This is a genomic window from Psychromonas sp. MB-3u-54 (genome assembly GCF_002836415.1).
GTDB lineage: Bacteria > Pseudomonadota > Gammaproteobacteria > Enterobacterales > Psychromonadaceae > Psychromonas.
On sequence record NZ_PJBP01000127.1, the window covers coordinates 1 to 26446 of the forward strand.

17 protein-coding genes are annotated in these 26446 nt (G+C 40.6%); 14 read left to right on the plus strand and 3 right to left on the minus strand.

The annotated features are described in order from the left end of the window. The first annotated feature begins 34 nt into the window (after positions 1-34). The 13 genes from CXF72_RS09340 to CXF72_RS09400 all read left to right on the plus strand — a co-directional run bounded on the left by CXF72_RS09340 (position 35) and on the right by CXF72_RS09400 (position 20726). Entirely contained in the window at positions 35-193 is a 159-nt protein-coding gene (locus CXF72_RS09340; protein ID WP_101038701.1) for a DUF3012 domain-containing protein, read from the plus strand. A 55-nt stretch (positions 194-248) separates the two neighbouring features. Next, on the plus strand, positions 249-926 hold the full coding sequence (locus tag CXF72_RS09345; RefSeq protein WP_101038702.1) for a hypothetical protein: 678 nt from the start codon (positions 249-251) through the stop codon (positions 924-926). Positions 927-1042: 116 nt separating this feature from the next. Further along, a complete protein-coding gene (gene recC, locus CXF72_RS09350) occupies positions 1043-4492 on the plus strand; it encodes an exodeoxyribonuclease V subunit gamma (protein ID WP_101038703.1) in 3450 nt (1149 codons plus the stop codon). Positions 4493-4654: 162 nt separating this feature from the next. Continuing rightward, positions 4655-8347, plus strand: a complete 3693-nt coding sequence (gene recB / locus CXF72_RS09355) for an exodeoxyribonuclease V subunit beta (protein WP_101038704.1) — start codon at positions 4655-4657, stop codon at positions 8345-8347. After that, on the plus strand, positions 8341-10434 hold the full coding sequence (recD, locus tag CXF72_RS09360) for an exodeoxyribonuclease V subunit alpha (protein ID WP_101038705.1): 2094 nt from the start codon (positions 8341-8343) through the stop codon (positions 10432-10434). The genes recB and recD overlap by 7 nt, the downstream gene beginning before the upstream one ends. A 46-nt stretch (positions 10435-10480) precedes the next feature. Beyond that, entirely contained in the window at positions 10481-10948 is a 468-nt protein-coding gene (ybaK, locus tag CXF72_RS09365; protein ID WP_101038706.1) for a Cys-tRNA(Pro) deacylase, read from the plus strand. Between the two features lie 205 nt (positions 10949-11153). Next, the gene (locus CXF72_RS09370) at positions 11154-11750 is read left to right on the plus strand and encodes a MarC family protein (protein WP_101038730.1); all 597 of its coding nucleotides are present in this window, start codon (positions 11154-11156) and stop codon (positions 11748-11750) included. A 500-nt stretch (positions 11751-12250) separates the two neighbouring features. Then, complete coding sequence (gene tig, locus CXF72_RS09375) at positions 12251-13558, plus strand: trigger factor (RefSeq protein ID WP_101038707.1); 1308 nt, start codon at positions 12251-12253, stop codon at positions 13556-13558. Between the two features lie 171 nt (positions 13559-13729). Beyond that, the gene (gene clpP / locus CXF72_RS09380; RefSeq protein ID WP_101038708.1) at positions 13730-14353 is read left to right on the plus strand and encodes an ATP-dependent Clp endopeptidase proteolytic subunit ClpP; all 624 of its coding nucleotides are present in this window, start codon (positions 13730-13732) and stop codon (positions 14351-14353) included. 14 nt (positions 14354-14367) lie between these two features. Next, a complete protein-coding gene (clpX, locus tag CXF72_RS09385) occupies positions 14368-15645 on the plus strand; it encodes an ATP-dependent protease ATP-binding subunit ClpX (RefSeq protein WP_101038709.1) in 1278 nt (425 codons plus the stop codon). A 160-nt stretch (positions 15646-15805) separates the two neighbouring features. Next, positions 15806-18163, plus strand: a complete 2358-nt coding sequence (lon, locus tag CXF72_RS09390) for an endopeptidase La (protein WP_101038710.1) — start codon at positions 15806-15808, stop codon at positions 18161-18163. 157 nt (positions 18164-18320) lie between these two features. Continuing rightward, entirely contained in the window at positions 18321-18596 is a 276-nt protein-coding gene (locus CXF72_RS09395; protein WP_011769845.1) for an HU family DNA-binding protein, read from the plus strand. Between the two features lie 234 nt (positions 18597-18830). Continuing rightward, on the plus strand, positions 18831-20726 hold the full coding sequence (locus tag CXF72_RS09400) for a SurA N-terminal domain-containing protein (RefSeq protein WP_101038711.1): 1896 nt from the start codon (positions 18831-18833) through the stop codon (positions 20724-20726). Between the two features lie 452 nt (positions 20727-21178). On the opposite strand, the gene efpL is transcribed toward CXF72_RS09400, so the two are convergent. From efpL to CXF72_RS09415, 3 genes are all read right to left on the minus strand, one after another. Continuing rightward, entirely contained in the window at positions 21179-21751 is a 573-nt protein-coding gene (efpL, locus tag CXF72_RS09405) for an elongation factor P-like protein EfpL (protein ID WP_101038712.1), read from the minus strand. A 308-nt stretch (positions 21752-22059) separates the two neighbouring features. Continuing rightward, on the minus strand, positions 22060-22389 hold the full coding sequence (locus CXF72_RS09410; protein WP_198552553.1) for a TusE/DsrC/DsvC family sulfur relay protein: 330 nt from the start codon (positions 22387-22389) through the stop codon (positions 22060-22062). 98 nt (positions 22390-22487) lie between these two features. Continuing rightward, the gene (locus CXF72_RS09415; protein ID WP_101038714.1) at positions 22488-24686 is read right to left on the minus strand and encodes a YccS/YhfK family putative transporter; all 2199 of its coding nucleotides are present in this window, start codon (positions 24684-24686) and stop codon (positions 22488-22490) included. 245 nt (positions 24687-24931) lie between these two features. On the opposite strand from CXF72_RS09415, the gene folD reads away from it, so the two are divergent. Continuing rightward, complete coding sequence (gene folD, locus CXF72_RS09420; protein WP_101038715.1) at positions 24932-25789, plus strand: bifunctional methylenetetrahydrofolate dehydrogenase/methenyltetrahydrofolate cyclohydrolase FolD; 858 nt, start codon at positions 24932-24934, stop codon at positions 25787-25789. The last annotated feature ends 657 nt before the right edge of the window (positions 25790-26446 follow it).

The following is a 26446-nucleotide window of genomic DNA, read 5'->3' on the forward strand; positions in this document are numbered from 1 at the left end:
TCGCACCTTTAATGTAAGCAGTGGAGAGTGATTAATGAAAAAATTTATGGGTGTTGTATTACTGGGTTTATTTGTTTTGGGTTGCACGCCTGAAGTGGGCAGCGAAGAGTGGTGCCGGTATTTAGAAGAACAACCTAAAGGGGATTGGACGGCAAATGAAGTCAGAGGTTATGCCAAGTATTGTATTTTTTAAAAACGCCAGCCGGTGTTTATAAAGGGCATGTTTTTTAGAATAGGAGTTGTGAGCGATGAATGATATTTTTGAAGTGAGCTCGATTGAATTAATGGCGGGTGGGTTACTGATCTTTTTATTGTCAGTCTGGATTGGAAAAGTTTGGAATAATAAAGTATTAGGTAAAAAAAAGGCTCGGTTTGATGCTTATGTTGACCGTCTTAATGTCAAACATGGACAGAAAGTGGCATCTCTGGAAAATGAGTTGAAAGTTGATCGGCACTCCCTAAAGCTCGCTGGTACTCACCTCATTGAAAAACGTGTCGCAGTGATTGATCAATGTTACAAAACCCTTGCTGATTTTGATCAGGCGATAGGAGAAGTAAAGAGCAGTGATAACACCCTATCACCACAGGAAAGTTATGATTCAGCTCTGCTTAGATTTACTTACTTTGTCTCTTTTTTTGAACGAAATAGAGTGTATTTTTCTGCCGGAACGGCTAAAAAAGTGTCTAAATCACATGCATCCAGTGCAGCAACACTGGATTTAATTAAAGCATTAGTCCATGCAAACCCAACATTGTCAACCGCTATCAATGAACAGCTGCAAAGTCTTTTTAATAAGTTAAACAGTGACGTTAATCGCACCCGGCAGGAGATTGAATCTGAAATGCGCGCTATTTTACAGGTAGATGATGCGAGCGATGATATCGATGCGGATAACGCTCTCTCGTCACTGTCAATGTTCCGCTGAGCGGTGTTTTAATCTTTTTTGTTGCAGCTTTAAAGCTGCTTTTATCAGGGATTGTTTTGTGAAATAATTGGCAATATTTTGCTATTAAAAATATAAATTCAACAGGGAAGAGACTTGTGTTTCGAGTATATCATTCAAATCAACTGGCGCTTTTAAAAGATCTATTGGTGGCTTTAATGCAGGGTTCGAAGCAGACTGACCCTTTTGCAAGCGAAACGATTCTAGTACAAAGCCCGGGCATGGCACAGTGGTTACAATTAGAAATAGCACAATCAACGGGGATCAGTGCAAACATTGATTTTCCTTTACCTGCAAGTTTCATCTGGCAGCAATTTAAACATGTTTTAAAAGATGTCCCGGATAAAAGTCCCTTTAATAAAATGTCGATGACCTGGCAGATCATGCGACTCTTACCCGATTGTTTGAATGATCCTGATTTTGCGGCTTTATTACATTATCTCGAAGATGATCTATACCTGCGTAAGCGTTTCCAATTAAGCCAAAAAATTGCTGATATTTTTGATCAATATTTAGTTTATCGTCCGGAATGGATTGCCGCCTGGGAAAACGCTTCTGAACAGGAAATAAGCCAGTGGCATGCTGACAATAAGCAATCGATCCCTGCGTGGTTAGAGGATCAGCGCTGGCAAGCCAAGTTATGGAAAAAACTAACGCTGACTATTGCCGAGTCCTTTAAAGCGCAGGGCAAAGCCTATCACCGCGCGGGTTTATATAAAGACTTTTTAGACACACTGGCCACTAAGAAAACACTGGATCATCTGCCTAAGCGTATTTTTGTATTCGGTATCTCGGCACTGCCGGAATCTTATCTGCAGGCGTTATTAGGACTTGCTGAACATTGTGATGTACATTTTTTGTTAACTAATCCCTGCCGTTATTATTGGGCCGATATTGTTGATCCTAAATTGTTAGCCAAACGTTTTGCGCAAAGTCGTCAAAAATTAACCGTGAGTGACGGTGAAATAAAAAATTTACCCGACTCCAGCTGGCAAAAAGATGCGTCGCATTTACAGTGGTCACAAAGTAATGATCCCGACAATGAAGTGGGTAATCCTCTTCTGGCTTCTATGGGTAAAATGGGACGTGATTTTCTTTTCCAGTTGTACTCGTTGGAGCAACAGGAAGTGGATGCTTTTGTCGATATTACGCGTGATAGTTTATTGCATCATATTCAAGCGGATGTCTTAGACCTGCAGGATAGCAGTCAGGCATTAAGCAAGGATCCAAGCGAACGCATCAGCCTTGTCCCCGAAGGTAACTCTCTGACCTTACACTTATGCCACAGTGTGATGCGCGAAGTAGAAATATTACACGATAACCTGTTGGCTATGTTTGCGGACGATAATAACCTCACGCCAAAAGATATTATCGTGATGGTGCCTGATATCGATCAATATGCCCCCTACGTGCAGGCGGTTTTTGCCAGCGTTGAACAAAATCGTTATATCCCCTTTAGTATTTCTGATGTCAGCGCTCAGCAGGAAAATCCTATTCTGATCAGTTTCTTACAACTATTGAATCTCAACCAGACACGTTATACCCGGGAAGATATTTTAGCCCTGCTGGAAGTGCCTGCCATATTACAACGTTTTAACTTGAATCAGAATGAGTTTGTATTGTTACAAAAATGGATCAACGAAAGTGGTATTCGTTGGGGATTAGATGAAAAAAGTGCGGCACAATGGGATTTACCCAGACTCTCGCAGAACAGCTGGTTATTTGGTATCAGGCGCATGCTGCTCGGTTACGCCATGAGTGATTCCTTATTTGAAGGTATCTCAGCCTATGATGAAATACAGGGGTTGCAGGGGGATTTATTAGGACGTTTTATCGATTTTATTGATGCTTTATTACAACTGCAAGAGGGTTTAAAGCAGTCTTATAACGCCCATCAATGGCAGGCTTTTGTGTATCAACTGCTGGAAGATTTTTACCAGGAGGATGACGACAACACCGCGGTTTTATCTATTATCCGTAATGAACTGGATAATTTATTAGACCATACCGGGCAGGCTGATTTTACCCAACCTATCTCATTGTTTATCTTAATTGAGCACCTGGAACAGCATCTGTCGGATCAGGGAAGCAGCCCGCGTTTTTTAGCGGGACAAGTCAACTTTTGTACCCTGATGCCGATGCGTTCTATTCCCTTTAAAATTGTCTGCCTGTTAGGCATGAACGATGGTCAATACCCCCGTAATATTGTCCCCATGGGATTTGATTTGATGGCAGGGCACCGTAAGCGGGGCGATCGTTCCCGTCGGGAAGAAGATCGTTACCTCTTTTTAGAGGCACTGCTGTCGGCACAGGAAAAATTTTATATCAGTTATATTGGCCGGGATATCAATGATAACAGTGAGAAAATGCCCAGCGTATTAGTCTCGGAGCTACTCAACTATTGCCAGCAAAGTTTTGTATTAGAAGATAATCAGCAGGATAAAAGCCGTGTTGCAGAAAAAGCGCTCAAGGCATTTATTTCTTTTCACTATCCGATGCAAAGTTTTAGTGAGCGTTATTATCAGGGTGAGGTTAAAACCTACAATCCGAATTGGTGGGCGGCTTTAAGGTTTTCAAAAGATACCGGGCAAGAGAGCGAAGATCGCCCTCTGACACTGGATCAGGCCTTAATTGAAGTACCCTTAGATCAATTGAAACAATTTTTAAAACATCCCTGCAAGGTCTTTTTTAATCAGCGCTTAGATGTCTACTTTGAGTTGGACGACGATCAACAGGAAAATGATGAACCCTTCTCTTTTAATCATTTGCAGCAGTATGTTCTTAAACATGAGCAGTTTGAATACGCCCTGGAGGGTAAATCATTAGACGATCTTTTTATTGAAAAAAGGGCTGCCGGTAAATTACCTTTTGGCGAATTTGCAGCACTGATTTTCACTAAAGATCTCGCGCGAATGGAGAACTTGGCGGATTTAACCGCGAGTTATTTTATCGGTGAGATTGAAACTATTAATATCGATATTCAGTTTGCTGAAAAACGTTTATTAGGTGAGTTAAATGATCATTGTGAAAAAGGATTAGTACGGGTTAAAACTGGAAATATTAAAGGCAAAGATATTTTAACACTGTGGCTGGAGCATCTTTGTTATTGCATCGCCTCCGGCCAAAATCTGAATTCCACTCTGCTTGGCCAGAAAGAAGGGTTCTATTTTGAAGAGCTGCCGGCGGATTATGCCTATAACAGAATAAGTGAACTGCTGGCGTTATATGAAGCGGGTTTGCAGCAACCACTGCCTTTCTTTATCCAGAGCGCTTTTGCCTGGTGCACCCTAGTGCATGCACTGCAGCCCGATTGTTTTGTCTTTGATGATCTGCAGTTTGCAACTATTGCGGAAGCGCAGCAGGCTGCGTTAGCGTGTTTCTCAAATGATCGTGGTTTTTCAGAAGGACAGGATCCTTATATCAGTCGCAGCTATGAAAATCTGGAAGACCATTGGGATGCCTTTCAGCCTTTAGCATTGAAAATATTTATGCCTGTTCTCTCTAATCTCAACACAATTGAATACAGTGAATCGGATGAGGCAGAATAATGGTTATTCCAGAAATATTTATGGCACCCGATAGATTATCCAATCTCAACACAATTGAATACAGTGAATCGGATGAGGCAGAATAATGGTTATTCCAGAAATATTTATGGCGCACGATAGATTATTCAATATCAGCACAATTAAATCGGATGGCGGCGAATAATGGACAAATTAAATAAAATGAAAAGCACTCCAAAAGAACTTGTCGTCCAGCCGCTTAATGCATTAACTTTTCCCCTGTACGGGCAACGTTTAATCGAAGCCTCTGCCGGCACGGGTAAAACCTATACTATTACCAGTTTGTTTATTCGCCTGTTACTGGGTCACGGTGATCAAGCGGCCTTCGAAAACAGCACTGAACAGCATAATGCTCATCAGCGACCTTTGACCGTTGACCAAATTTTAGTGGTCACTTTTACGGAAGCGGCCACAGCCGAATTACGCACCCGTATTAGAGAGCGTATTCAAAATGTTCGTTTACTTTTTATGGAAGGCGAGGGTGATGATCCTTTTACTCGAAGTTTGCTCAAGGAAGTATTAGATCATCAGGTTGCCATTCGCTTACTACGTTTTGCTGAACTGCAAATGGACGAAGCGGCTATCTTTACTATTCATGGTTTCTGCCAGCGAATGCTGATGCAAAATGCCTTTGAGTCGGGCAGTTTATTTCAACAAAATTTATTAGAGGACGATGCGCAACTGTTACGCTTAGCCTGTAATGATTTCTGGCGTACTTTTTTCTATGGTTTATCCACCCCTTTGACCGAGCTTATTTTTAGCTATTGGGAAAATCCTGAGCAGTTACAGAAAGATTTACGGCCTTTTTTATCACGCAGTGATCTGCATTTTTTACCGGAAATTAATGATTTTGATTTTAAAGCCAAGTATGAGCGCAGCATAACTGCCATTGAAACCCTTAAAATAAACTGGCTTAATGAGGAGGCGGACTATGCAGATATTATTACCCATTCTGGGGTTTCTAAACGCAGCTATAGCAAGAAACATCTTCCCAACTGGTTGAAAGAGGTCTCTCAATGGGCGTTAACCTCCAGTGCCGATTTAAGTTTACCTAAAAGCCTAGTTAAATTTTCACAAAAAACATTAGATGAAAAAACGGCCAAGGGCGAGAGCCCAACACATTCGGTCTTTAGTGAGATTGAAGCTTTGTTAGCACTGGATCTTTCCTTAGAAAATACTATTTTGGTCAAAGCCACCCATTGGGTGCAAGCGCATCTGCAAACGAATAAAAATAAACAGATGTTATTGGGTTTTGATGACCTGTTAACACGCTTGGATGCGGCACTGCAAAACGGCAATGAAAATAGTCTCGCCTTGAATATTAGAACGGCTTATCCGATTGCCCTGATCGATGAATTTCAAGATACCGATCCTGTCCAATACCGTATTTTCACCACTGTTTATCAGTCTTTTGAAGGCGATCATTCCGAGACCTTTAATAAGAGTCTGGGTTTATTTATGATAGGCGATCCCAAGCAGGCGATTTACAGCTTTCGCGGCGCTGATATTTTTACCTATATGCAAGCGCGGCAGAATGTCAGTGCGCATTACAGCTTAGATTATAACTATCGTTCCACGCCCGAAATGATTAATGCCAGTAATACCTTTTTTGAATTTTGTCCGGCACCCTTTATTTATAATGATGATATTCCCTTTATTGCGGTGCAGGCACCCGATAAACCACGTAAAAAACTAGTGGTGGACAATAGCGATGATCCGGCTCAAAGCGCATTACAGTTTATCCATCCCGTGGGTGGCGAAAATGTTCAAGGTTTCAAAGATTCGATAACCTATGCCTGTATCAATGAAATCAAAAAAATCCTGTTATTAGCCCAGCAGGACAAAGCTTATCTGGAAGATAAAAAGGGTAACAGAAGCATTGTCAGGGCAAACCATATCGCAGTTTTAGTGCGCACCGGAAAAGAAGCGCAGTTGATCCGCAACGCTTTATTTAATGAAAATATTAACAGTGTTTATTTGTCACTTAAAGAGAGTGTTTACGCCACATCCCATGCAAAGGACTTATTGCGTATTTTACAGGCTTGTTTAAACCCTGAAGATGAGCGTTTATTACGTGCCGCCATCGCCTGTAAACTGTTCTGTCAAACCCCTTATCAGGTGCATCAAATTTTATTGGATACGCGCTTATGGGAAGAGAAAATAGGGCAGTTTATCGAGTACCGCAGACTCTGGAGCCGCGTCGGTGTGTTGGCAATGCTGCATAAATTATTTCATCAGCAGGCAATAAGCGCCTATTTACTTAAAGATACTCAGGGTGAACGTTTATTAACCGACGTATTACATTTAGCGGAATTATTACAAAAAAACAGCGTTGACCATGATGGTGAATTTGCTTTGTTGCGCTGGTTTAGCGAGCAGATAAAACAAGGCAATAGCGGTGAAAGTGAGCAGAAACAACGTTTAGAAAGTGAAAAAGATCTGGTTCAGGTAAGTACCTTACATAAAGCCAAAGGGTTGCAATACGATATTGTATTTATGCCTTTTACGGGATTATATCAAAAACCTCAAGCCTGTTTATATCATGATCCTGAGCAGAATAATGCGCTTATTTTTGATCTGCAAAATGCTAAGAATAATGCCGCCTTAGCTGAAAAAGAGCAGTTAGCCGAGGACCTGCGCTTATTGTATGTCGGTCTGACACGCAGTGTTTACCGTTGTTATATTGGCATTGGCAATTACAAAAAAGGGCGCGAAAAAAACAGCCCGCTGTGCAAAAGCGCGCTGGGTTATATCTGTCTGCAAGGAGGCGGGGACTTGTTAGCCGGTGATACCGAGCAATTAAATAAACAGTTACAAAAAATGACCGATAACAGTCCGAATATAAGCATCCGCTCGACGCCATTGTTGGATGAAACTCATTATCAGGCCAGACAAAGCGAGCAGTCTTTACAAGGGCCCTTGGTGCTCGCAAAGCAGATTGAAAGGAATTGGTGGATCAGCAGTTATTCATCACTGTCACGCTTCCATACTCAGGCAGCTGCAGTGACACCTGCCGTGACGCCTATTGATAATATCAGCAATGAACAGACTGAAGTGTCACCCGTAGTTTTAACCATCCCCGAAAAAACACCCTTTAGTTTTCCCCGCGGGGCTAAGCACGGTACCTTTTTACATGAATTATTTGAGTTAACTAACCTTGAAAATATGGAAACTGAAATGCTCAATGAACTGTTATTTGAGCAACTCTCATTACGCCATTATCCGGATCCTGAATTGTGGGCACCGGTACTCACCACCTGGATAGAGCAGATTCTAGGCCAGAACTTAACGGCTGATCTTAAATTAGGTGATTTGTCTGCAGGGCAGAAAAAAATTGAAATGCAGTTTTTTATTCCAATGCAGGAACTGCAGGCAAATGAGGTTAATAACCTATTGCAAAAATATGATCCGTTATCTGCGCGGGCAGGGGCGTTGCAGTTTCGAACGGTACAGGGGTTTTTAAAAGGTTTTATCGATTTAACATTCGAAAAAAATGGCAAATATTACGTGCTTGATTATAAATCTAATCATCTTGGTGACAGTTTGCAGGATTATAATCAAACTAAAATGGAGCAGGCCTTGATTGAACACCGCTACGATTTTCAATACCAACTTTATACCTTAGCGCTGCATCGTCTGCTTAAATCACGTTTAGCGGATTACGATTATGAAACCCATATCGGCGGGGTTTTTTACACCTTTTTACGGGGTATGCAGGGCGAACAGGACTACGGTGTGTATTTTGTCAAACCCAGTTTCAACCTGATAGACGGGCTTGATAAACTGTTTTCCGGGCAAAAAAACAGTACTAAATCAGCAGCGGAGCCGATATGTTAACACAACTAAAACAATGGAAAGAGCAGAGGCTATTACGTTCAATTGATTACCATTTTGCCGCTTTTATGGCGGAAATGGGAGCGGATAAGTTAACCCAGTTAAGTGCTGCTTTCTGCAGTGAATATCTGGGGCTTGGGCATATCTGTTTACCCGTTGAAGAAATTATTATCCGTTTAAATGATAAATGTGCGTTAAGTGAACTTGATTTGCAGGTTTTTTGCCGGGAGCATGAGCTTGAATGTTTATTGCAGAATAATTTTGAGGCGCATGCGTTATTAAGCAATTCAATCTGTGTGGGGGAGAATGCACCACTGTGTTTACAGTTTAATGCCTTGTACCTTGCCCGTTATGCCCAGTTTGAGCAGCTGATAGCGGATAAATTGTTGGATCAACCCGAGCTGTCTTTGGACGCCGATATCAAGGTGGAATTAGATGCTTTATTTGCCACCAATTATACCTATTTATGGCAGGCCTGGTGTCTTGATTCAACGCAGTCCATGCCTTTATTATGTGAAAAATATCTTGATCTTCTGCCCGGTTCGACAGTTGACTGGGCAGGGGTTGAACAGTTATTCAGTCAGGCACAAAATGCGCAGGATTTACAACCGCTTGCGTCCCTAATTCCAGAAAATAAACGCTGTAACTGGCAAAAGGTCAGTGCTGCATTGGCCTTGACGACGGCGCGCTGTGTTATCTCGGGAGGGCCCGGCACGGGTAAAACCACCACTGTGACTAAACTGCTCGCTTTGCTGCTGAAATTTCAACCAACAATGCTGATAAAACTGGTTGCCCCAACGGGAAAAGCGGCTGCGCGTTTAACCGAATCCATTACCCATGCGTTAGTGGAATTGAATATTGAGCCGGGGCTTAAAGACAAAATGCCCAAGGTGGCCACCACCATTCACCGCTTGTTAGGGGTAAAAGCCAACAGTAATCATTTTCGTTTTAACCAGGATGAAAAATTAAATGTCGATCTGCTGGTGGTGGATGAAGCTTCCATGGTCGACCTGCCGCTGATGGCAAAATTATTAATGGCGTTACCGGATCATGCCCGCCTGATATTATTGGGCGATAAAGACCAGCTGGCATCGGTTGAAGCGGGGGCTGTTTTAGGGGACATTTGCCACTTTATTGAATCGGGATACAGTACTGATAAAGCGCAGCTGCTGGCAGATTTAACCGGTTATACGTCCTTAACCAAGGCCGCTCCGCGATCACCTAATATGGCGGATAATTTATGTTTGCTGCGTAAAAGTTACCGTTTTGACCAATACTCGGGGATCGGCTATTTAGCCAAGGCGATTAATAGCGGCCGCGCAAACAGCAAACAGGTGATGGCGTTATGTCATGATTATGATGATTTGCAGCACTATCCGAATACTGAGCCGGGTAAAAAAGAGCTCGCTGCCCTGATATTGGAAGGTTATCGGCCCTATTTGCAAAACCTGTCGACCATCACCGCAGACAATCGAAATCTTGCGGGACAACTTTTAAAGCAGTTTAACCAATTTAAAATATTGTGTGCGACACGGGAAGGGGACTGGGGGGTAAAAAGCTTAAATACACTCTGCGAAACTGTTTTAGAAAAAGCGGGCCTGTTAACCACAGGACAAAGGGACAACGATCCGCAGCATGCCTATGTCTATTGGTATGTCGGTCGTCCGGTCATGATAACCCAAAACAATTATCATTTGGGTTTATATAATGGTGATATTGGCCTGTGTTTATTGGATGAATCTTTGCAGTTACGTGTTTATTTTCAGATGCCCGATGCCTCCGTTGCCGATTTTCAGCCAAGCCGTTTGCCCAACCATGAAACTGTTTTTGCCATGACGGTACATAAAAGCCAGGGATCTGAATTTGAGCATACGGTATTAGCGTTACCCGAAAATCACGTCTCAGTGGTCAGCCGGGAACTCATTTATACCGCTATTACCCGCGCAAAAAAACAGTTGACGCTGTTTGCCGATTTATCCCTAATGGCCAGTGCGATGCGCCATAAAACAAAACGTTTTAGCCGTTTAGTTGAACGCTTAAAAAGCGCGCCCGTGACACTGGCAGAAAAAGTTAAACAGAGAATAAAATAGCTTACGTGCAGATCAGCAAAAAACTTGCCTTATGAGGGGGAAAGAAATGACGCCAGCCGTTGAACTTCTTAACAAACACAACATAGAATTTAAAATTCATCAATACCCGCATGACAAAAACTGTGAGTCCTATGGGCTGGAAGCCGCGCAGAAAATGGGGGTTGATGCGCAGCAGGTGTTTAAAACGTTAGTGGTTAATGTTGATAATGAAAATCTGCTGGTGTGCATTTTACCCGTAACAAAAATGCTCAACTTGAAAAAAGTGGCTAAAATATATGGTGCTAAAAAAGTACTATTAGCAGATAAACAAGCGGTACTGCGATCAACGGGTTATGTGCTTGGTGGTGTGAGTCCCCTGGGACAGAAAAAACGTTTAAAAACCGTCTTGGATAGTAGTGCCTTAGCGTTGCAGTGCCTTTATGTGAGTGCGGGGAACAGAGGACTGGATGTAGCGTTAAACCCAACTGATTTAATCCGCCTGACCAACGCACTTAACGCTGATATTTGTCAATAACCCTTATATTATTCTTATAACCCCGCACTTTTGGAATATTCTTTAATGTTAAAATTAATCAACTGGTTTTGGAAGTGTCTCAAGGCCAGCATAAAAAATCACCAAGCATCAATTTTTTAGATTAATTAAGTTGGGCATTTTTTGCCCGAATATATTAATGGTTGTGTTAGCATTGGTTTTTTTTGAAAACTATAGTGAGATTGGCATGTTGGAAACGTTTTTTACCCTGTATTTAAAGATGTTTTTTATGATGACCCCCTTTTTTGTGTTGTCCATTTTCTTAAGCTTAAGTAAAAAGCTCAGCAAACCTGCTAAAAATACGGTTATTTTAAGGTCCTCAATCGCAATCACTGTTGCCGGTTTAACTTTTTTATTATTTGGTAAATATATTTTTAGCCTGTTTGGTATTACCTTAGATGCTTTTAAAATCGGCGCAGGAACGGTGCTCTTTTTAAGCGCGTTAGAGATGATTAAGGGCGGAGAAATACCTGAAAACACGATGAAAAAAGGCAGTGATTTTGCGATTGTGCCGCTTGCTCTCCCAAGCGCCATCGGGCCAGGTCTGATTGGTGTTTTAATGGTTATAGGTGCCGAGATGTCCGGTTTGCTGGAGATAGCTCTGGCTATTTTATCATTACTTGCTGCCGTTATTTCACTGGCTGGCATTTTACTGCTTTCAAATAAACTGCAGGATTTAATCGGCGAGCAAGGGCTGGAAATTATACCAAAAATCACCGGGTTATTTGTTTCCGCCATTGGCGCTCAAATCATTTTCTCCGGCATTCAGGGCTTCCTGTTGTAGTCATAATCCATTATCACTAGGCTGTTTAATCCGTAAAACAGAAGATAAAATGAATGGATTTGATATCAAGGGTTGATTTTTAATGTTCGCACCCATACATCCTTTATTAGTTGTCACTATTTTAGATTAGATTTATGTTTTACGAGCATTATCGATGCTCACTAAACAGAAAAATATTATTCTGTTTGTGCGGTGTTATTTAATTGAAGCAATTGTAAACTATCTGTTTTTCTACTTTGCAGATTGGTTGTTTTATAAACTATGCTGTGCTTACAATTTTTCATTTGTTGTAAAACTCGACTAAAGCATAAACAGTGTCTATAATGGTGGGTCTTAAATTTCATCATTGAAATTAAAATCAATAATTTTACTAAGGTGTTATTTTAATATATGTTGTTGTTTAAAAACGATAATTCCTTAGAAGTTTAACTCATCATCATCGACGATGAGCTGAACTGGCTAACTTAATTTATTAACGTCAAAAAGATAAAGGAAATAAAATGCAAGTTTCTGTTGAATCAACACAAGGTCTAGAGCGCAAGCTTACTGTCACTATTGCTGCTGCAGCATTTGATAAAGAGTATGATAGCCGCGTTCATCATTTAGCTAAAACACAACGTGTTGATGGTTTCCGCCCGGGTAAAGTACCAACTTCTGTTGTCACTAAACGTTTTGGCGCGGGTATTTTCCAAGAAGTTGCTGGTGAATTAATGCAGCGCAACTTTTCTGAAGCCGTTATGACTGAAAAACTTAACCTGGCAGCCCGCCCTAATTTTGAACCTCATACGCGTGAAAAAGGTCAAGACTTTACTTTTACGGCAACATTTGAAGTTTACCCAGAAGTAACACTGAGCCCATTAGAAGCATTATCCATTGAGAAAGAGACTGCGGAAGTCACGGAATCTGATCTCGATAAAATGATTGAGACGCTACGTAAACAACATGCTGAATGGAATGCGGTTGAACGCGAAGCTGCAAATGATGATCAAGTGACACTTGATTTCGAAGGGTCTATTGATGGTGAAGTATTCGAAGGCGGAAAAGCTGAAGGATTCGACATTGTATTAGGCGGCGGAAAAATGATCCCTGGTTTTGAATCGGGTATTGTTGGCCATGCAGCCGGCAGTGAGTTTACTATCGATGTAAACTTCCCAGAAGATTACCATGCAGAACAACTTAAAGGTAAAGCGGTACAGTTTGCGATTAAACTGACTAAAGTTGAAGAGCAAATTCTACCAGAAATTACGCCTGAATTTGTACAAAAATTTGGTGTGGAAAACGGTGAGTTAGAGACATTAAAGCATGATATAAAACAAAATATGGTGCGTGAACTTGGTCAGGCACTTAAAAACAGCGCTAAAGATAAAGTATTAAATGCACTTGTTGAAAACAATGAAATTGAAATACCTAAGGCGTTAGTTGAAGACGAAATAGTTGTTTTACGTAAGCAGGCGATGGAACGTTACGGTAAGGAAATGGATCCTGAAAACTTACCTGAGTTACCTGCTGAATTGTTTAAAGAACAAGCAGAAAAACGCGTTAAAGTAGGTTTTCTGTTGGGTGAAGTAATCAACGTTAATGAATTAACCGTTGATCAAGAAAAAGTGACTGCATTAATTGCATCTGCCGCATCAGCTTATGATAATCCTGCAGAAGTTATTGAGTACTACAAAAATAACAAAGAAATGATGCAAAACATGGAAAATGTTGCATTAGAAGAGCAAGCAGTTGATTTTATCATTGAAAAAGCTAAAGTAACGGAAGTGAACAAATCGTTCGACGAAGTTATGAACAAAGAAGTTGCTTAATAGAGTCCTATTACTCAATTTTTATACCCGTTATACAGCGCAGAAATGAAACTATTTTAATTTTTCAGGCGTTCGGGTATTAGCTTTCAATGGCTCGAGTGATTTCACTCGGGCCATTTTACATTCAGTGTATTAGCAATTTTATTTAATTTATTAGGGTAGAAGTTGAACATGTCAAATCCATTTGCTGGAAATACCGATCCAATTAGTAACGCGCTTATTCCTATGGTTGTGGAACAAACAGCAAAGGGAGAGCGTTCTTATGATATTTATTCACGTTTATTAAAAGAGCGTGTTATCTTTTTGACCGGTCCCGTTGAAGATCACGTAGCGAATGTTATTGCTGCGCAGTTATTATTTTTAGAATCAGAAAGCCCTGAAAAAGACATCTTTATTTATATCAACTCACCGGGCGGATCGATCAGCGCCGGTATGGCAATATACGATACGATGCAGTTTATAAAACCGGATGTGAGTACTGTTTGTATGGGCATGGCTGCGAGTATGGGCGCCTTTTTACTCGCCAGCGGTGCACCGGGTAAGCGTCATTGCCTACCTAATGCAAAAGTGATGATTCATCAACCATTAGGCGGATTCCAGGGTCAAGCTTCTGATTTTGAAATTCATGCTAAAGAAATACTTGCGACCAAACATCGTATGAATGAATTATTAGCCTTTCATACGGGTAAAGATATTGACATAATTGCGCAAGATACAGATCGTGATAATTTTATGCGCGCAAATGAAGCAGTAGAATACGGCATTGTTGATTCAGTGTTAACGCATAGAAAATAAGTAAAGGAAAAAAAATGCCAAATAAAAACGATAGCTTACTTTATTGTTCTTTTTGTGGAAAAAGTCAGCATGAAGTAAAAAAACTGATTGCCGGTCCTTCTGTTTATATTTGTAATGAATGTGTTGATCTTTGTGATGATATTATCAAAGAAGAGATTGCAGAAATAAGCAGTGCAAGCGAATCTACAAAGAGCGACAAAAAATTACCAACACCGCATGAAATTCGTGCAAATTTGGACGATTATGTTATTGGTCAAAACACGGCAAAAAAAGTCTTGTCAGTTGCGGTATATAACCATTACAAGCGTTTAAAGCATGGTGCTATTTCCGATGGTGTTGAGCTCAGTAAAAGTAATATTCTTCTGATTGGTCCAACGGGTAGTGGTAAAACGCTGCTGGCAGAAACCATGGCGCGATTATTAGACGTACCTTTTGCGATGGCCGATGCAACCACACTTACTGAAGCGGGTTATGTAGGTGAAGATGTTGAAAACATTATTCAAAAGCTGTTACAAAAATGTGATTACGATCCTGAAAGAGCGCAACACGGTATTATCTACATCGACGAAATTGATAAGATAACCCGTAAATCAGAAAATCCGTCTATCACACGTGATGTTTCGGGCGAAGGCGTACAACAGGCGTTATTAAAACTGATTGAAGGTACGGTTGCTTCTATTCCGCCTCAGGGTGGCCGGAAACATCCAAATCAAGAGTTTATCCAAGTCGACACCTCCAAGATACTGTTTATTTGTGGTGGCGCATTCTCTGGCTTAGACAGCGTTATTGAACAACGTGTTGATACGGGCACGGGCATTGGTTTTGGTGCAACCGTAAGAGATAAAGATTCAAAAGCGACTATTAGTGAAACCTTTCAAAAAGTGTTGCCTCAGGATTTAATTAAATACGGCCTCATTCCCGAGTTTATTGGGCGGTTACCTGTTGTTGCAACATTAACAGAATTAGATGAACAAGCATTAGTTGAAATATTAACGGCACCGAAAAATGCAATCACTAAACAATATGCTGCGTTATTTGGATTAGAAAACGTCGAGCTTGAGTTTAGAGAAAACGCATTGATCGCCATGGCGCAAAAAGCGATGGGCCGAAAAACCGGTGCACGTGGACTGCGTTCAATTGTTGAAGAAGTATTGTTAGATACTATGTATGACTTACCTTCGGTAAAAAATGTCAGCAAAGTGGTTATTGATGAAAATGTAATTGCTGGTCAGGCAAAACCCTTACTGATTTATTCGGAAGAGCAAGAACGATTAGCATCGTCTGATAAATAAGCAATCAAACCAATAATTATTAAGAAAGAGAGCCTTGTGCTCTCTTTTTTCATTTATTACCTTGAAAAAAAAACTCCAATCCCCAGTATACTTTATTACGCTTTTTAAAATTTATTTGTTGTCGATAAGAAGAAATAAATAAATATTTCCAGGGGATATTATGAAAACTGAATCAGAGCTGCAATTAACCCTGCCGGTATTACCCCTACGTGATGTAGTGGTTTACCCGCATATGGTTGTTCCACTTTTTGTTGGTAGAAAAAAATCTATCAGCTGTTTAGAAGCTGCCATGGAGCAGGGTAAAAAAGTATTATTAGTGGCGCAAACCGAAGCTTCATTAGATGATCCAAAATTAGAAGATCTTTATACCATCGGGACAGTTGCAAATATTCTGCAATTATTAAAACTACCTGACGGTACCGTTAAAGTGTTAGTTGAAGGTGTGCAACGTGCGCAATTGATTAATAACATTGAAAATAAAGATTATTTTTTTGCTAAAGTTGAGCTACTGGAAAGCGAAGCCATTGATGAAAAAGAAGAAGAGGCTTTATTACGCAGTGTAATGGGGCAATTTGAATCTTATATCAAGCTTAATAAAAAAATCCCACCCGAGGTGCTAGCGTCAGTCAATGGTATTGATGATCCTGAACGTTTAGCCGATACCATCGCTGCACATATGCCGTTAAGTCTGGAAGATAAACAAACTGCTTTAGAGTTAAACTCTATCACTGAGCGTTTGGAATATCTGATGGCGATGATGGAAAATGAAGAAGATATTCTGAAAGTTGAAAAACGTATTCGTTCGCGTGTTAAAAAGCAGATGGAGCGGAGTCAGCGTGACTACTATCTTAATGAACAGATGAAAGCGATTCAAAAAGAGCTGGGCGAGTCAGAAGAGGGCGGTAATGATCATGACCAGCTTGCTGAAAAAGTAGAACAAGCGGGTATGTCTGAAGAAGCTTATGAAAAGGCAACGTCCGAGCTTAAAAAATTAAAAATGATGTCACCAATGTCATCTGAAGCCAGTGTTATTCGAACTTACATTGAAAGCTTAGTGAATGTTCCCTGGAAAAAACGCACGCCGATGAAAAAGAATCTGGCCAAAGCAGAGGAAATATTAGAGGCAGATCATTATGGTTTAGAAAAAGTAAAAGAACGTATTTTAGAATACCTCGCAGTGCAAACGCGGATTAATAAATTAAAGGGCCCCATTTTATGTTTAGTGGGTCCTCCCGGTGTCGGTAAAACGTCATTAGGTCAGTCAATTGCACGCTCTACCGGCCGTAAGTACGTACGCATGGCATTAGGTGGGGTTCGAGATGAAGCGGAGATTCGCGGGCATCGTCGTACCTATATAGGCTCTCTGCCGGGTAAAATAATTCAAAAAATGAGTAAAGTGGGGGTTAAAAATCCTCTGTTTTTATTAGATGAAATAGATAAAATGGCCTCTGACCTGCGTGGTGATCCTGCTTCCGCTTTACTTGAAGTGTTAGATCCCGAGCAAAATAATACTTTTAACGACCATTATTTAGAAGTTGATTATGATTTGTCCGATGTCATGTTTGTGGCGACTTCAAATTCAATGAACATTCCCGGGCCTCTGCTCGACCGAATGGAAGTCATTCGTTTGTCGGGTTATACCGAAGACGAAAAATTGAATATTGCTCAGCAGCATCTGACCGGTAAACAAATCAAACGTAATGGTTTGAAAGAGGATGAAATTAATATTGATGACAGTGCTATTATCGGGATTGTTCGTTATTACACAAGAGAAGCTGGCGTACGTTCATTAGAGCGCGAAATATCAAAAATTTGCCGTAAGGTGGTTAAACAGATACTGCTTGATAAGAAGATCAAAAAAGTGGACGTGACCATTGATAACTTAAAAGATTATCTTGGAGTGCGAGTATTTGATTTTGGTAAAGCGGATTCGACCAATCAAGTAGGACAAGTGACTGGACTTGCCTGGACTGAGGTAGGGGGCGAACTGTTAACCATTGAAGCGACCTCCGTGCCGGGTAAAGGTAAATTAACCTATACCGGGTCCTTGGGTGATGTAATGAAAGAGTCTATTCAAGCTGCGATGACGGTAGTGCGTGCTAAAGCTGAAGAATGGCGAATCAATGCTGATTTTCATGAGAAGCGCGATATCCATGTGCATGTACCTGAAGGTGCTACGCCTAAAGATGGTCCAAGTGCGGGCGCTGCTATGTGTACCGTGCTGATTTCCAGCCTAACGGGGATTCCTGTTCGAGCGGACGTTGCGATGACCGGTGAAATTACGCTACGTGGAGAAGTCTTACCAATTGGCGGCTTGAAAGAAAAATTATTGGCGGCGCGACGTGGCGGCATTAAAACAGTATTAATTCCTTTTGAGAACACCCGTGATTTGGAAGAGATTCCTGATAACATTAAAGGCGAACTCGAAATTAAACCCGTTCGTTGGATTGATGAAGTGTTGGAAATTGCGCTGCAGGATAGTATAAAAGGTTTTTCTGTGGAAAAATCACCGAAATAGGTGATAAACTGCAGAAAATAGAGGGCTGCGAGTGAGTTTTCTATAAATTTACTTGCGCCCAATTAAATAGCAACGTAGCCTTACAAAAATAGAATTGAACCCGTGTTAATTAAGTATTTAATTATGGACATTAAAATAATAAAGATGGAGATGTAAAATGAACAAAGGACAACTGATCGATAATATCGCGGAAAGTGCAGATATTTCTAAAGCAGCAGCGGGTCGTGCACTAGATGCTTTCATCGAGAGTGTGACAGGCGCATTAGTTGAAGGCGATAATGTTTCACTTATTGGTTTTGGTGCTTTCTCCGTTAAAGAGCGTGCTGCACGTACAGGCCGTAATCCACAAACCAACGAGCCGATCCAAATCGCGGCTGCTAAAGTACCTGCATTCAAAGCTGGTAAATCATTAAAAGATGCAATCAACGCTTAATCTGTTGTTTGATAAATACTATAGCCCGTTTATTTACAGAAATGTGATACAACAGTTATACATAAAGCGCATCCGATGATGCGCTTTTTTATTTAATATCGATTCGATTAAAAAGTATCTTTTTAGGGTTTAAATTCGAAGCGCTTTAGTTGCTCATGCGGCGATTAACGGCAGAATGTTATCAATAAAGTTGCCATTAAAAATTGGTATAAATTTTTAAGAGAAGACAAAGTTATGTTAGATAAAATGCGCGAAGGCGCACAAGGTGCCACGGCTAAAATTATAATCGTTGTTATCATTTTATCATTCGCCTTAGCCGGGGTGAGTAGTTATTTAGGCGGTAGCGGTATTTCTGTTGCTGTTAACGTAAATGGTGAAGAAATCAGTAAGGCGACCGTTGATCAAGCTTATCAAAATGAGCGCTCTCGTTTAGAGCAGCAATATGGCGAGCAGTTTGAACTGTTGGCATCAACACCTAATTTCAACCAAAAAATCAGACAGCAAGCGATGCAAACGGTCATTTCTGAGCGTCTTCTGACCCAAGCCATTAAGGACATGGGGTTGCGTATTGGTGATGAACAAGTTAAACAAGAAATTCGTAAAATGGCAGAGTTTAAAGTTGATGGAAACTTTAATAACGAACAATACTTATCATTATTAAGAAGAGCGAGTTATACACCGGCACAATTTAGTGAAAGTGTAAAACAGGATCTTGCACGTCGTCAGTTGCTGACTATGGTACTCGGTAGTGAATTTATCTTACCGATGGAAGTGCAGCAAGCTAACCGCTTACAAGCTCAAAAACGAGTGGCAAGTGTGCTAACGGTTAAAGCGAGTGATTTTGCTGATAACGATTCCATCAGTGAACAGGAAATATCCACTTATTACGAGAATAACAGTCAGTTTTTTCAAACAGCTGAGCAAGTCAGTGTCGATTATGTTGTCTTAGATGGTTCATTGTTAGCTGACCGAGTAACGTTAAGCCCTGATCAGCTGGAAAAATATTATGACATGCACGCATCTGATTATCAGCGCAGTGAAAAGCGCAAAGTTGCGCATATCTTACTGCTCGGAGACAACAGTGCAGCCGAAGAAAAAGCGCAAGCTATTTTGTCTGAACTTGAAAAGGGGGCTGATTTTGCACAGCTTGCCGCTGAAAAATCTGAGGATAGCTATTCTGCTGAAAATAATGGTGAATTGGACTGGTTTGAACGTGGTGTAATGGATCCTGCCTTTGATGATGCTGCCTTTGAGCTCACCCAAGAAGCGCCTTTGTCGAGTATTGTGAAATCACAATTTGGTTATCACATCATCAAATTAGTTGATATTCAAGAAAGTAAAACATTACCCCTGTCTGAGGTGACAACGCAAGTTGAGAAAGCCGCCAAACAGCAAGAAATGAATAATCTTTATTATGAACTGCATCAAAGCTTAAGTGAAGCCGCCTTTGAAAGACCTGATAATTTAGATGAAGCTGCCAGAGTGATTGACGCAGATATTCAACATACAGACCTATTTTCAGCTGCAGAGGCGCCCGAACTGCTTGCGAATAATGCGGTTTTGAAAATCGTATTTGACAGCGTATTTCGTGAAGACAGAATGAATTCGGAGCTTATTGAGCTTGCTGAAAATAAAGTCATTGTTGTTCATATTAAGGATTACCAAGCGGCGGCATTACAACCACTTGCTGACGTTTCTGAGCAGATTATAGCGCAGCTACAGGCACAGAAAGCGCATAAAAATACAGAAGAGTTTGTTAAATCGTTAATGGTTAAGTTAAATGCTCAACAGTCGATTGAAACTATATTGACTGAGAAAAACTTGGCATTCAGTGACCCGTTAACCTTTACACGTAATGACAGTGAGCTTGATTATCGTGTGATGCAGGCGGTCTTTAAATTAGCCAAACCCGCTGCACAGCAAGCGACTTACGATTGGGTGACAACAAGCACAGATGATTATGCATTAATTGAGCTAACGTCCGTTGAAGAACTTGATCCTGAGTTGAAAAACGCTGATCAGATACAAAAACTTGAACAGAGGTTGGAACGCTTATTTTCGGAATCAACCTATCAAGCCTTATCAATGGTGTTGATGGCCAATGCAGAGATTAAATATCCGGCTGAATAACTGGATTATTTGCTAAATGCTAAAGATTAAAAAGGCGACTAAATATAGTCGCCTTTTTAATGCCAGAAATAGCAGCAGATTGTAACTAATACCAAACTCATAGCTCGTAGGGTGCATTCTATGCACCGGAAAAACGATAATCGGTGCGTGGAGCGCACCCTACGGGCCACAATCAACGTATTGATCCCATTCATTTTTAATGTTTATATATGCACTTTACCAATAATACCAAACGCATTATAACGTGATCCTATTTACTGTTAAAATTTATCCTAACGGCTTTGTGAGCGTCAATTTTTCCTTTGAAGCCAGTGATCATAAACTGAATGCTTTTGGTATAAACCGGGTGAAGTTGGAATAACAGCGGAGCTTTTTAAAAAAGGAGCTTAAAAAAAAGGGAACTTATTATAAAGCTCCCTTTTTAATCAATTTAATTTCTATTATTTCAATGGTTATTTATCAGCACGGCCCATAAATTTATGTTCAGCCGTGTTCACTTTGATTTTATCGCCCGTAGAGATATGCTCAGGAACTTGCACTGTCAGACCGGTTGAGAGTACTGCGGGTTTGGTACGGGCTGTGGCGGAGCCACCCTTAATAGAGGGCGATGTTTCTGCTATTTCCAGTTCAACACTGGAAGGCAGTTCCAGCGCGACGGGCGCGCCGTCAACTAAAACCACCTGAATACCTTGGGTATCTTCATTAATCAACAGTATTTCGTCTGCGATGCTGTCTTTATCGAGGTTGTAGGGTGTGTAATCTTCGTTATCCATAAACACATACTGTTCACCATCAATATAAGAAAACATCACATTACGGCGGATTAAATCAGCTAACGGCAACATCTCGTTATCTTTGAATGTTTGATCAATTTTTGAGCCGGAAACAACGTCGTACATACGCATCCGGTATAAACTACCGCCGGCACGTCCCTGCGGCACAGAGCGTTCAATATCTCTAATAATATAAACATTGTTGTTGTATTCAACTGCGGTATTTTTTTTAATGTCGCTTGCCTTTGGCATGGGTTAATCCTTATTAATAATGATTGTTGTTTGTTAAGTTTGATTAAATCTAAAATAGTTATTCTTTATACCAAAGGAATTAATGAAGTGATCAAGTATTGCACAGGAAAAATTAACACTAACAAGGCGTGAGTTGCATTCGATCGTTGTTCTCCTTCACAAAATTGTATGGAACAATTTTGAACAGCTTTAGCTGACCACAAAGTGTTGAAGAACAGGATGTTCTGAATAAAACTCACAACGCTGTTAGAGTAGATTTTAACCAGCAAGACTGATCACCTTTTTAGTTCTTTTGGTATTACTACCCATTAAATGCAGCGGGCGGGTTTTGGCAATCCGGCGATTTTAGTCGCTTGTTTAGCCGGTCCCTTAGGGAAAAGACGGTATAAATAACGACTGCTTATCTTCTCTTTTCCGTATTCTTTTTCCATCGCTTTAACGAGAGTGCGCATCGCTGGTGAGGTATTATACTCGAGATAAAAATCACGCACAAAAAAAACGACTTGCCAGTGCTGATCAGTCATATTCAGTGATTCTGACTGGGCAATAAAAGCCGCTAGTTCCTGAGTCCATAAGCTTGTATTCAGTAAGTAACCCTGCGCATCTGTTGGGTATTCTTGCCCGTTAAATAACAAAATATTTATCCTTTTTCTCTTGCAAATATCCTATAAAATGGAGTTTACCTGTTGTAAAAGCCCTTGTATATCATCTGTGCTCAAACATAATTCGAATAGTGTTAGCCTTTCTTTTTACCGTCAAAATTAATCTGCTGCAGAATCAACTGAATGTCTATTGCGGTAAATGCAATTAAACGTAATTGCTCAATAATTAATAACGTTTCGCCGGAAAAAGGGGTCTCAAAATTTTCCAGTTCTTCAATCGTTTTAACAATTTGTTTGGTATCAATCTCTTGAGGACGGCAAGCTAAAAAAAGTTGTTTGCTGGTACGCTTGACTAAGTTTTGTATTTTAATGTTTTTTTCAAAATCACTGATCTTATGGCGGTGAGAAGCCAGTGCCGCGATATAAGAGACCAAGGCATCACAACGATTGACCAGAGCATAAACTTCCTGATTTAATTGTTGTTTTGAGTGAGGTTCAAACAACATACTTTGCCAGGCACTGGCCAATAGCGCATCACTTTGAAAAGTGTTAAAACGTGTGATCCGGTAATTTAAGTTTTCACTTCGACCATGCTGGTACTGATCCGTTACCTGTTTGAAGTAACGGCTACTTAAGGTTAAAAGTTGGTTAACGAGTATTGGAAAGCGTTGGAACTGCCAATCGGGGAAAATAAAACTGGTTGCCAGTACGCTCAATAAACAACCTAGCAGGGTCTCGCCGATGCGATAGGGTAAAACTTCCATTCCCGTGCCGTTTAATAAATTGAATATAAACATCACAAAGAGGGTCATAAACACGATCGATAAACCATAGTTAGTACGTACATAGGTAAAAAAGAAAAAAGCCATTAATACCAGTAAGACAGCCTGCGGGATTGTTCCTTCAACTAACATTAGGATTGGATAACCTAACAGGACGCCAAATAGGGTGCCTATACTGCGCAATACCAATCGCTTCCGTGTTTCACTGAAACTGGGTTGGCAAACAAAGACAACCGTCAGTAAAATCCAGAAACCGTGGTTAAGTTGCAAACTGTTCTGCAGAAAAAACGCGACTAATAAAGCGATACTGATTCTCAGCGCATGTTTAAAAGTAGGGTTGGTTGCCGTCATTGCTGCCAGCAGTTGTTTGTAAGCTGGCTGTGTCGGCGGAGATTCGGCTTCGATAGGCACTATTGTCATTTCATTCTGTCCGGTTTGCTGCGTTTGTAACAATAAGGTATTTATGCCATCTAAATTTTCATAAATACCCTTCAGCCCCTGCAGCGCTTTTTTATTATCAATAATCGCCGGGTTTTGCTTAAGCAGGCATAATTGATCGGCCAGCGCTTTAAGGGTCCATTTTAAGCGGCGACTGTGCAGATAGTTTTTTTTATCGGAGATAGCCATGCCAATTTTATAATACTCCTCACCTAATTGTAATAAAAGCTGATGGTAACCTTCTAATATTTGACTTTCCCGAAAGCTTTTTTCCAATTGGCTGTATAAATACTGGCTTGCGCTAATACGTTCATGGATTTGTTCTGCAATAAAATAGTTATAATTAAGTTTATCAAGCTCCGGTTGCTGCCGGTTGAACTGAAAACGAGATTGAATAATTCGTTTGCATTGATCAAAGCGAGCCATAATGGCAATGTTGCGAATCGCTAATTGTTGACGTACGGCAAATATTCCGGCTTTACTGGTGCCCTCTTTTTCGTTAAATAAAGCAGATTTTTGCTTTTGATAACGGCTTAATGCGAAGAACAATTGTGCCAGTTGCTCCCTTAACGAGCGATAAGGGCTATAAAAATTCCAGAACAGAGAAAACAGGCCGTACCATAATGCACCCAGACTTAATAGAATGGGTTGCTCATACCAGCTGATCTCGGCCTGATAGCCTATCATGGTATAAATGGCAATTAAAATAGCACCAAATCCAATCCTATTATAATGGTTGCCTAATACGGCAAGCATCATAAAAGCAAAACTTGAGGTAAATAAACCCAGAGCAAAAGCAATCGGATAGGGCATTAATAACTCAACGCAGGACGATGCAAAAAGGAAGCATAATGCGATGGTAAAAACAAATTTACGCTTGTTTTTACTGTTATCATCGGTTTCAACCACGCCGCTGGCCATCACCCCTAAACACAGGGAAACTGAAATATGGAGAATGTCCTGTGTAAAAAAAGGAACTGAATCTAACATAAGCACCGGAATAAATGCCATCGACATGGCAATTAATACGCGTAAACCGGCATGCACATTTGAATCTGAAATTAGCTTACGCAATAAGCCGTTAAAACTGAATATTGAATTTGACGGTTGCATAGATCTCTATCTGATAAATAAAGCGACTAAGGGGGGGGTGAGCCAAGGATCCTACCGATAAGATTCGAAATAGAAAGGATATTATCTGAAATAAAAACAATAACCCCCAATTACTTGAAGAGACAGGCATCAGCATCTTCAAATAGTTTGGCTATATAGTGAAACTGGTCAGGATTTATGTGACATCATTCGATTGTTTTGCGACAATACGCGCATATTAAACATTATAAATAGAGAATTGTTCAATGACTGCACAAATCATAGATGGTAAGGCAATTGCAACCACGATCACAGAGCGAGTAGCAAAGGGCGTTAAACTTCGAATAGCCGAAGGATTACGTGCGCCGGGGCTGGCCGTTATTTTGGTAGGAGGTGACCCTGCATCGCAAATATATGTCGCCAGCAAACGCCGTACCTGTGAAGCTGTGGGCATTAACTCCAAGGCTTTTGATCTTCCTGAAACAACCACTCAGGATGAATTATTAGCCTTAGTAGATAAGCTTAATGATGATCCCTGCATTGATGGAATACTAGTGCAGTTTCCATTGCCCGAGGGGCTTGATCAAACCTTAGTCATTGAACGTATTAAACCCGACAAAGATGTTGATGGTTTTCATCCCTATAATGTCGGGCGGTTAGCTCAGCGTATACCATTGCTGCGCTCCTGCACACCCCGCGGTATTATCAGTATGCTCGACTATATCGGCACTGAGCTGCACGGTAAACACGCGGTGGTAGTCGGTGCATCTAACATTGTAGGGCGGCCGATGACTCTGGAACTATTATTAGCCGGTTGTACAACCACCACTTGCCATCGTTTTACCTCGGATTTGGAACATCATGTCAAACAGGCGGATATTCTGGTCGTGGCACGGGGTAAAGCTAATTTTATTCCGGGAGAGTGGATTAAAGAGGGGGCTATTGTCTTTGATGTTGGCATCAACCGTCTGGAAAATGGCAGTCTTGCTGGTGATGTTGACTTTGCTGTCGCGAAAGAACGTGCCGCATGGATTTCTCCGGTACCTGGCGGAGTCGGACCAATGACGGTTGCAACCCTGATTGAAAATACGCTGTTTGCCTGTAATGAATTTCACAGCAAATAAAAAATGAAAATTTGCTAACGAGTGTTATACCCATGTTACTTCAATATGCCTTGCTGACTTTGCATCTTGAAGTATCATGGGTATATACCAAAACATTACTGACATCGTTAGCAACTGCGCAGATAATCCATTATTAACCGTCATCACTATTACCCTGCCGATTAAAAACTTACTTTTTTTAAGCTTAATACTCACCTCTGGTCAATCACGGTTTTCTTGTGTTTATTAGTTTTTATATTATGAAGTATTTATCTTTAAGAAAAGCAATAAAGCGCAGTGATTGTCGCTTTTATCGCCTCAATAAAGTGCGCTGCACTTTATCTTGAAGTGTGATGTAGATCGATTTTCTGGTATTGTTCATCAGCAGCGTTATAAACATAAAGGCTGATAAATCGGCAGTGGCTGAGATCGAAATTGATCGTTAATATTTTTTTTGAAACTTTATTACCTATTGATTTAATTGGTTTAATTCGTGATTCCGAGGGGGGCTTGTTTTTTATATAAAGATAAGAAAGTGAAGATTACAGTGTGTTACATAAATTGCAAAAAGTTCAATTCATTATTGCAAAATTTTTAAAGCTTGCTAATGTTATAGCGTGCAGTGCAGATATGCTGTTAAATAAAATTTTTATTGTATATATATGCGTTTAATAATAA

Bases quoted from the DNA above. Each gene is read 5' to 3' on its own strand.
- CXF72_RS09340 (WP_101038701.1), top strand. From the start codon at position 35: ATGAAAAAATTTATGGGTGTTGTATTACTGGGTTTATTTGTTTTGGGT.
- CXF72_RS09345 (WP_101038702.1), top strand. From the start codon at position 249: ATGAATGATATTTTTGAAGTGAGCTCGATTGAATTAATGGCGGGTGGG.
- recB (WP_101038704.1), top strand. From the start codon at position 4,655: ATGGACAAATTAAATAAAATGAAAAGCACTCCAAAAGAACTTGTCGTC.
- recD (WP_101038705.1), top strand. From the start codon at position 8,341: ATGTTAACACAACTAAAACAATGGAAAGAGCAGAGGCTATTACGTTCA.
- ybaK (WP_101038706.1), top strand. From the start codon at position 10,481: ATGACGCCAGCCGTTGAACTTCTTAACAAACACAACATAGAATTTAAA.
- CXF72_RS09370 (WP_101038730.1), top strand. From the start codon at position 11,154: ATGTTGGAAACGTTTTTTACCCTGTATTTAAAGATGTTTTTTATGATG.
- tig (WP_101038707.1), top strand. From the start codon at position 12,251: ATGCAAGTTTCTGTTGAATCAACACAAGGTCTAGAGCGCAAGCTTACT.
- clpP (WP_101038708.1), top strand. From the start codon at position 13,730: ATGTCAAATCCATTTGCTGGAAATACCGATCCAATTAGTAACGCGCTT.
- clpX (WP_101038709.1), top strand. From the start codon at position 14,368: ATGCCAAATAAAAACGATAGCTTACTTTATTGTTCTTTTTGTGGAAAA.
- lon (WP_101038710.1), top strand. From the start codon at position 15,806: ATGAAAACTGAATCAGAGCTGCAATTAACCCTGCCGGTATTACCCCTA.
- CXF72_RS09395 (WP_011769845.1), top strand. From the start codon at position 18,321: ATGAACAAAGGACAACTGATCGATAATATCGCGGAAAGTGCAGATATT.
- CXF72_RS09400 (WP_101038711.1), top strand. From the start codon at position 18,831: ATGTTAGATAAAATGCGCGAAGGCGCACAAGGTGCCACGGCTAAAATT.
- efpL (WP_101038712.1), bottom strand. From the start codon at position 21,751: ATGCCAAAGGCAAGCGACATTAAAAAAAATACCGCAGTTGAATACAAC.
- CXF72_RS09415 (WP_101038714.1), bottom strand. From the start codon at position 24,686: ATGCAACCGTCAAATTCAATATTCAGTTTTAACGGCTTATTGCGTAAG.
- folD (WP_101038715.1), top strand. From the start codon at position 24,932: ATGACTGCACAAATCATAGATGGTAAGGCAATTGCAACCACGATCACA.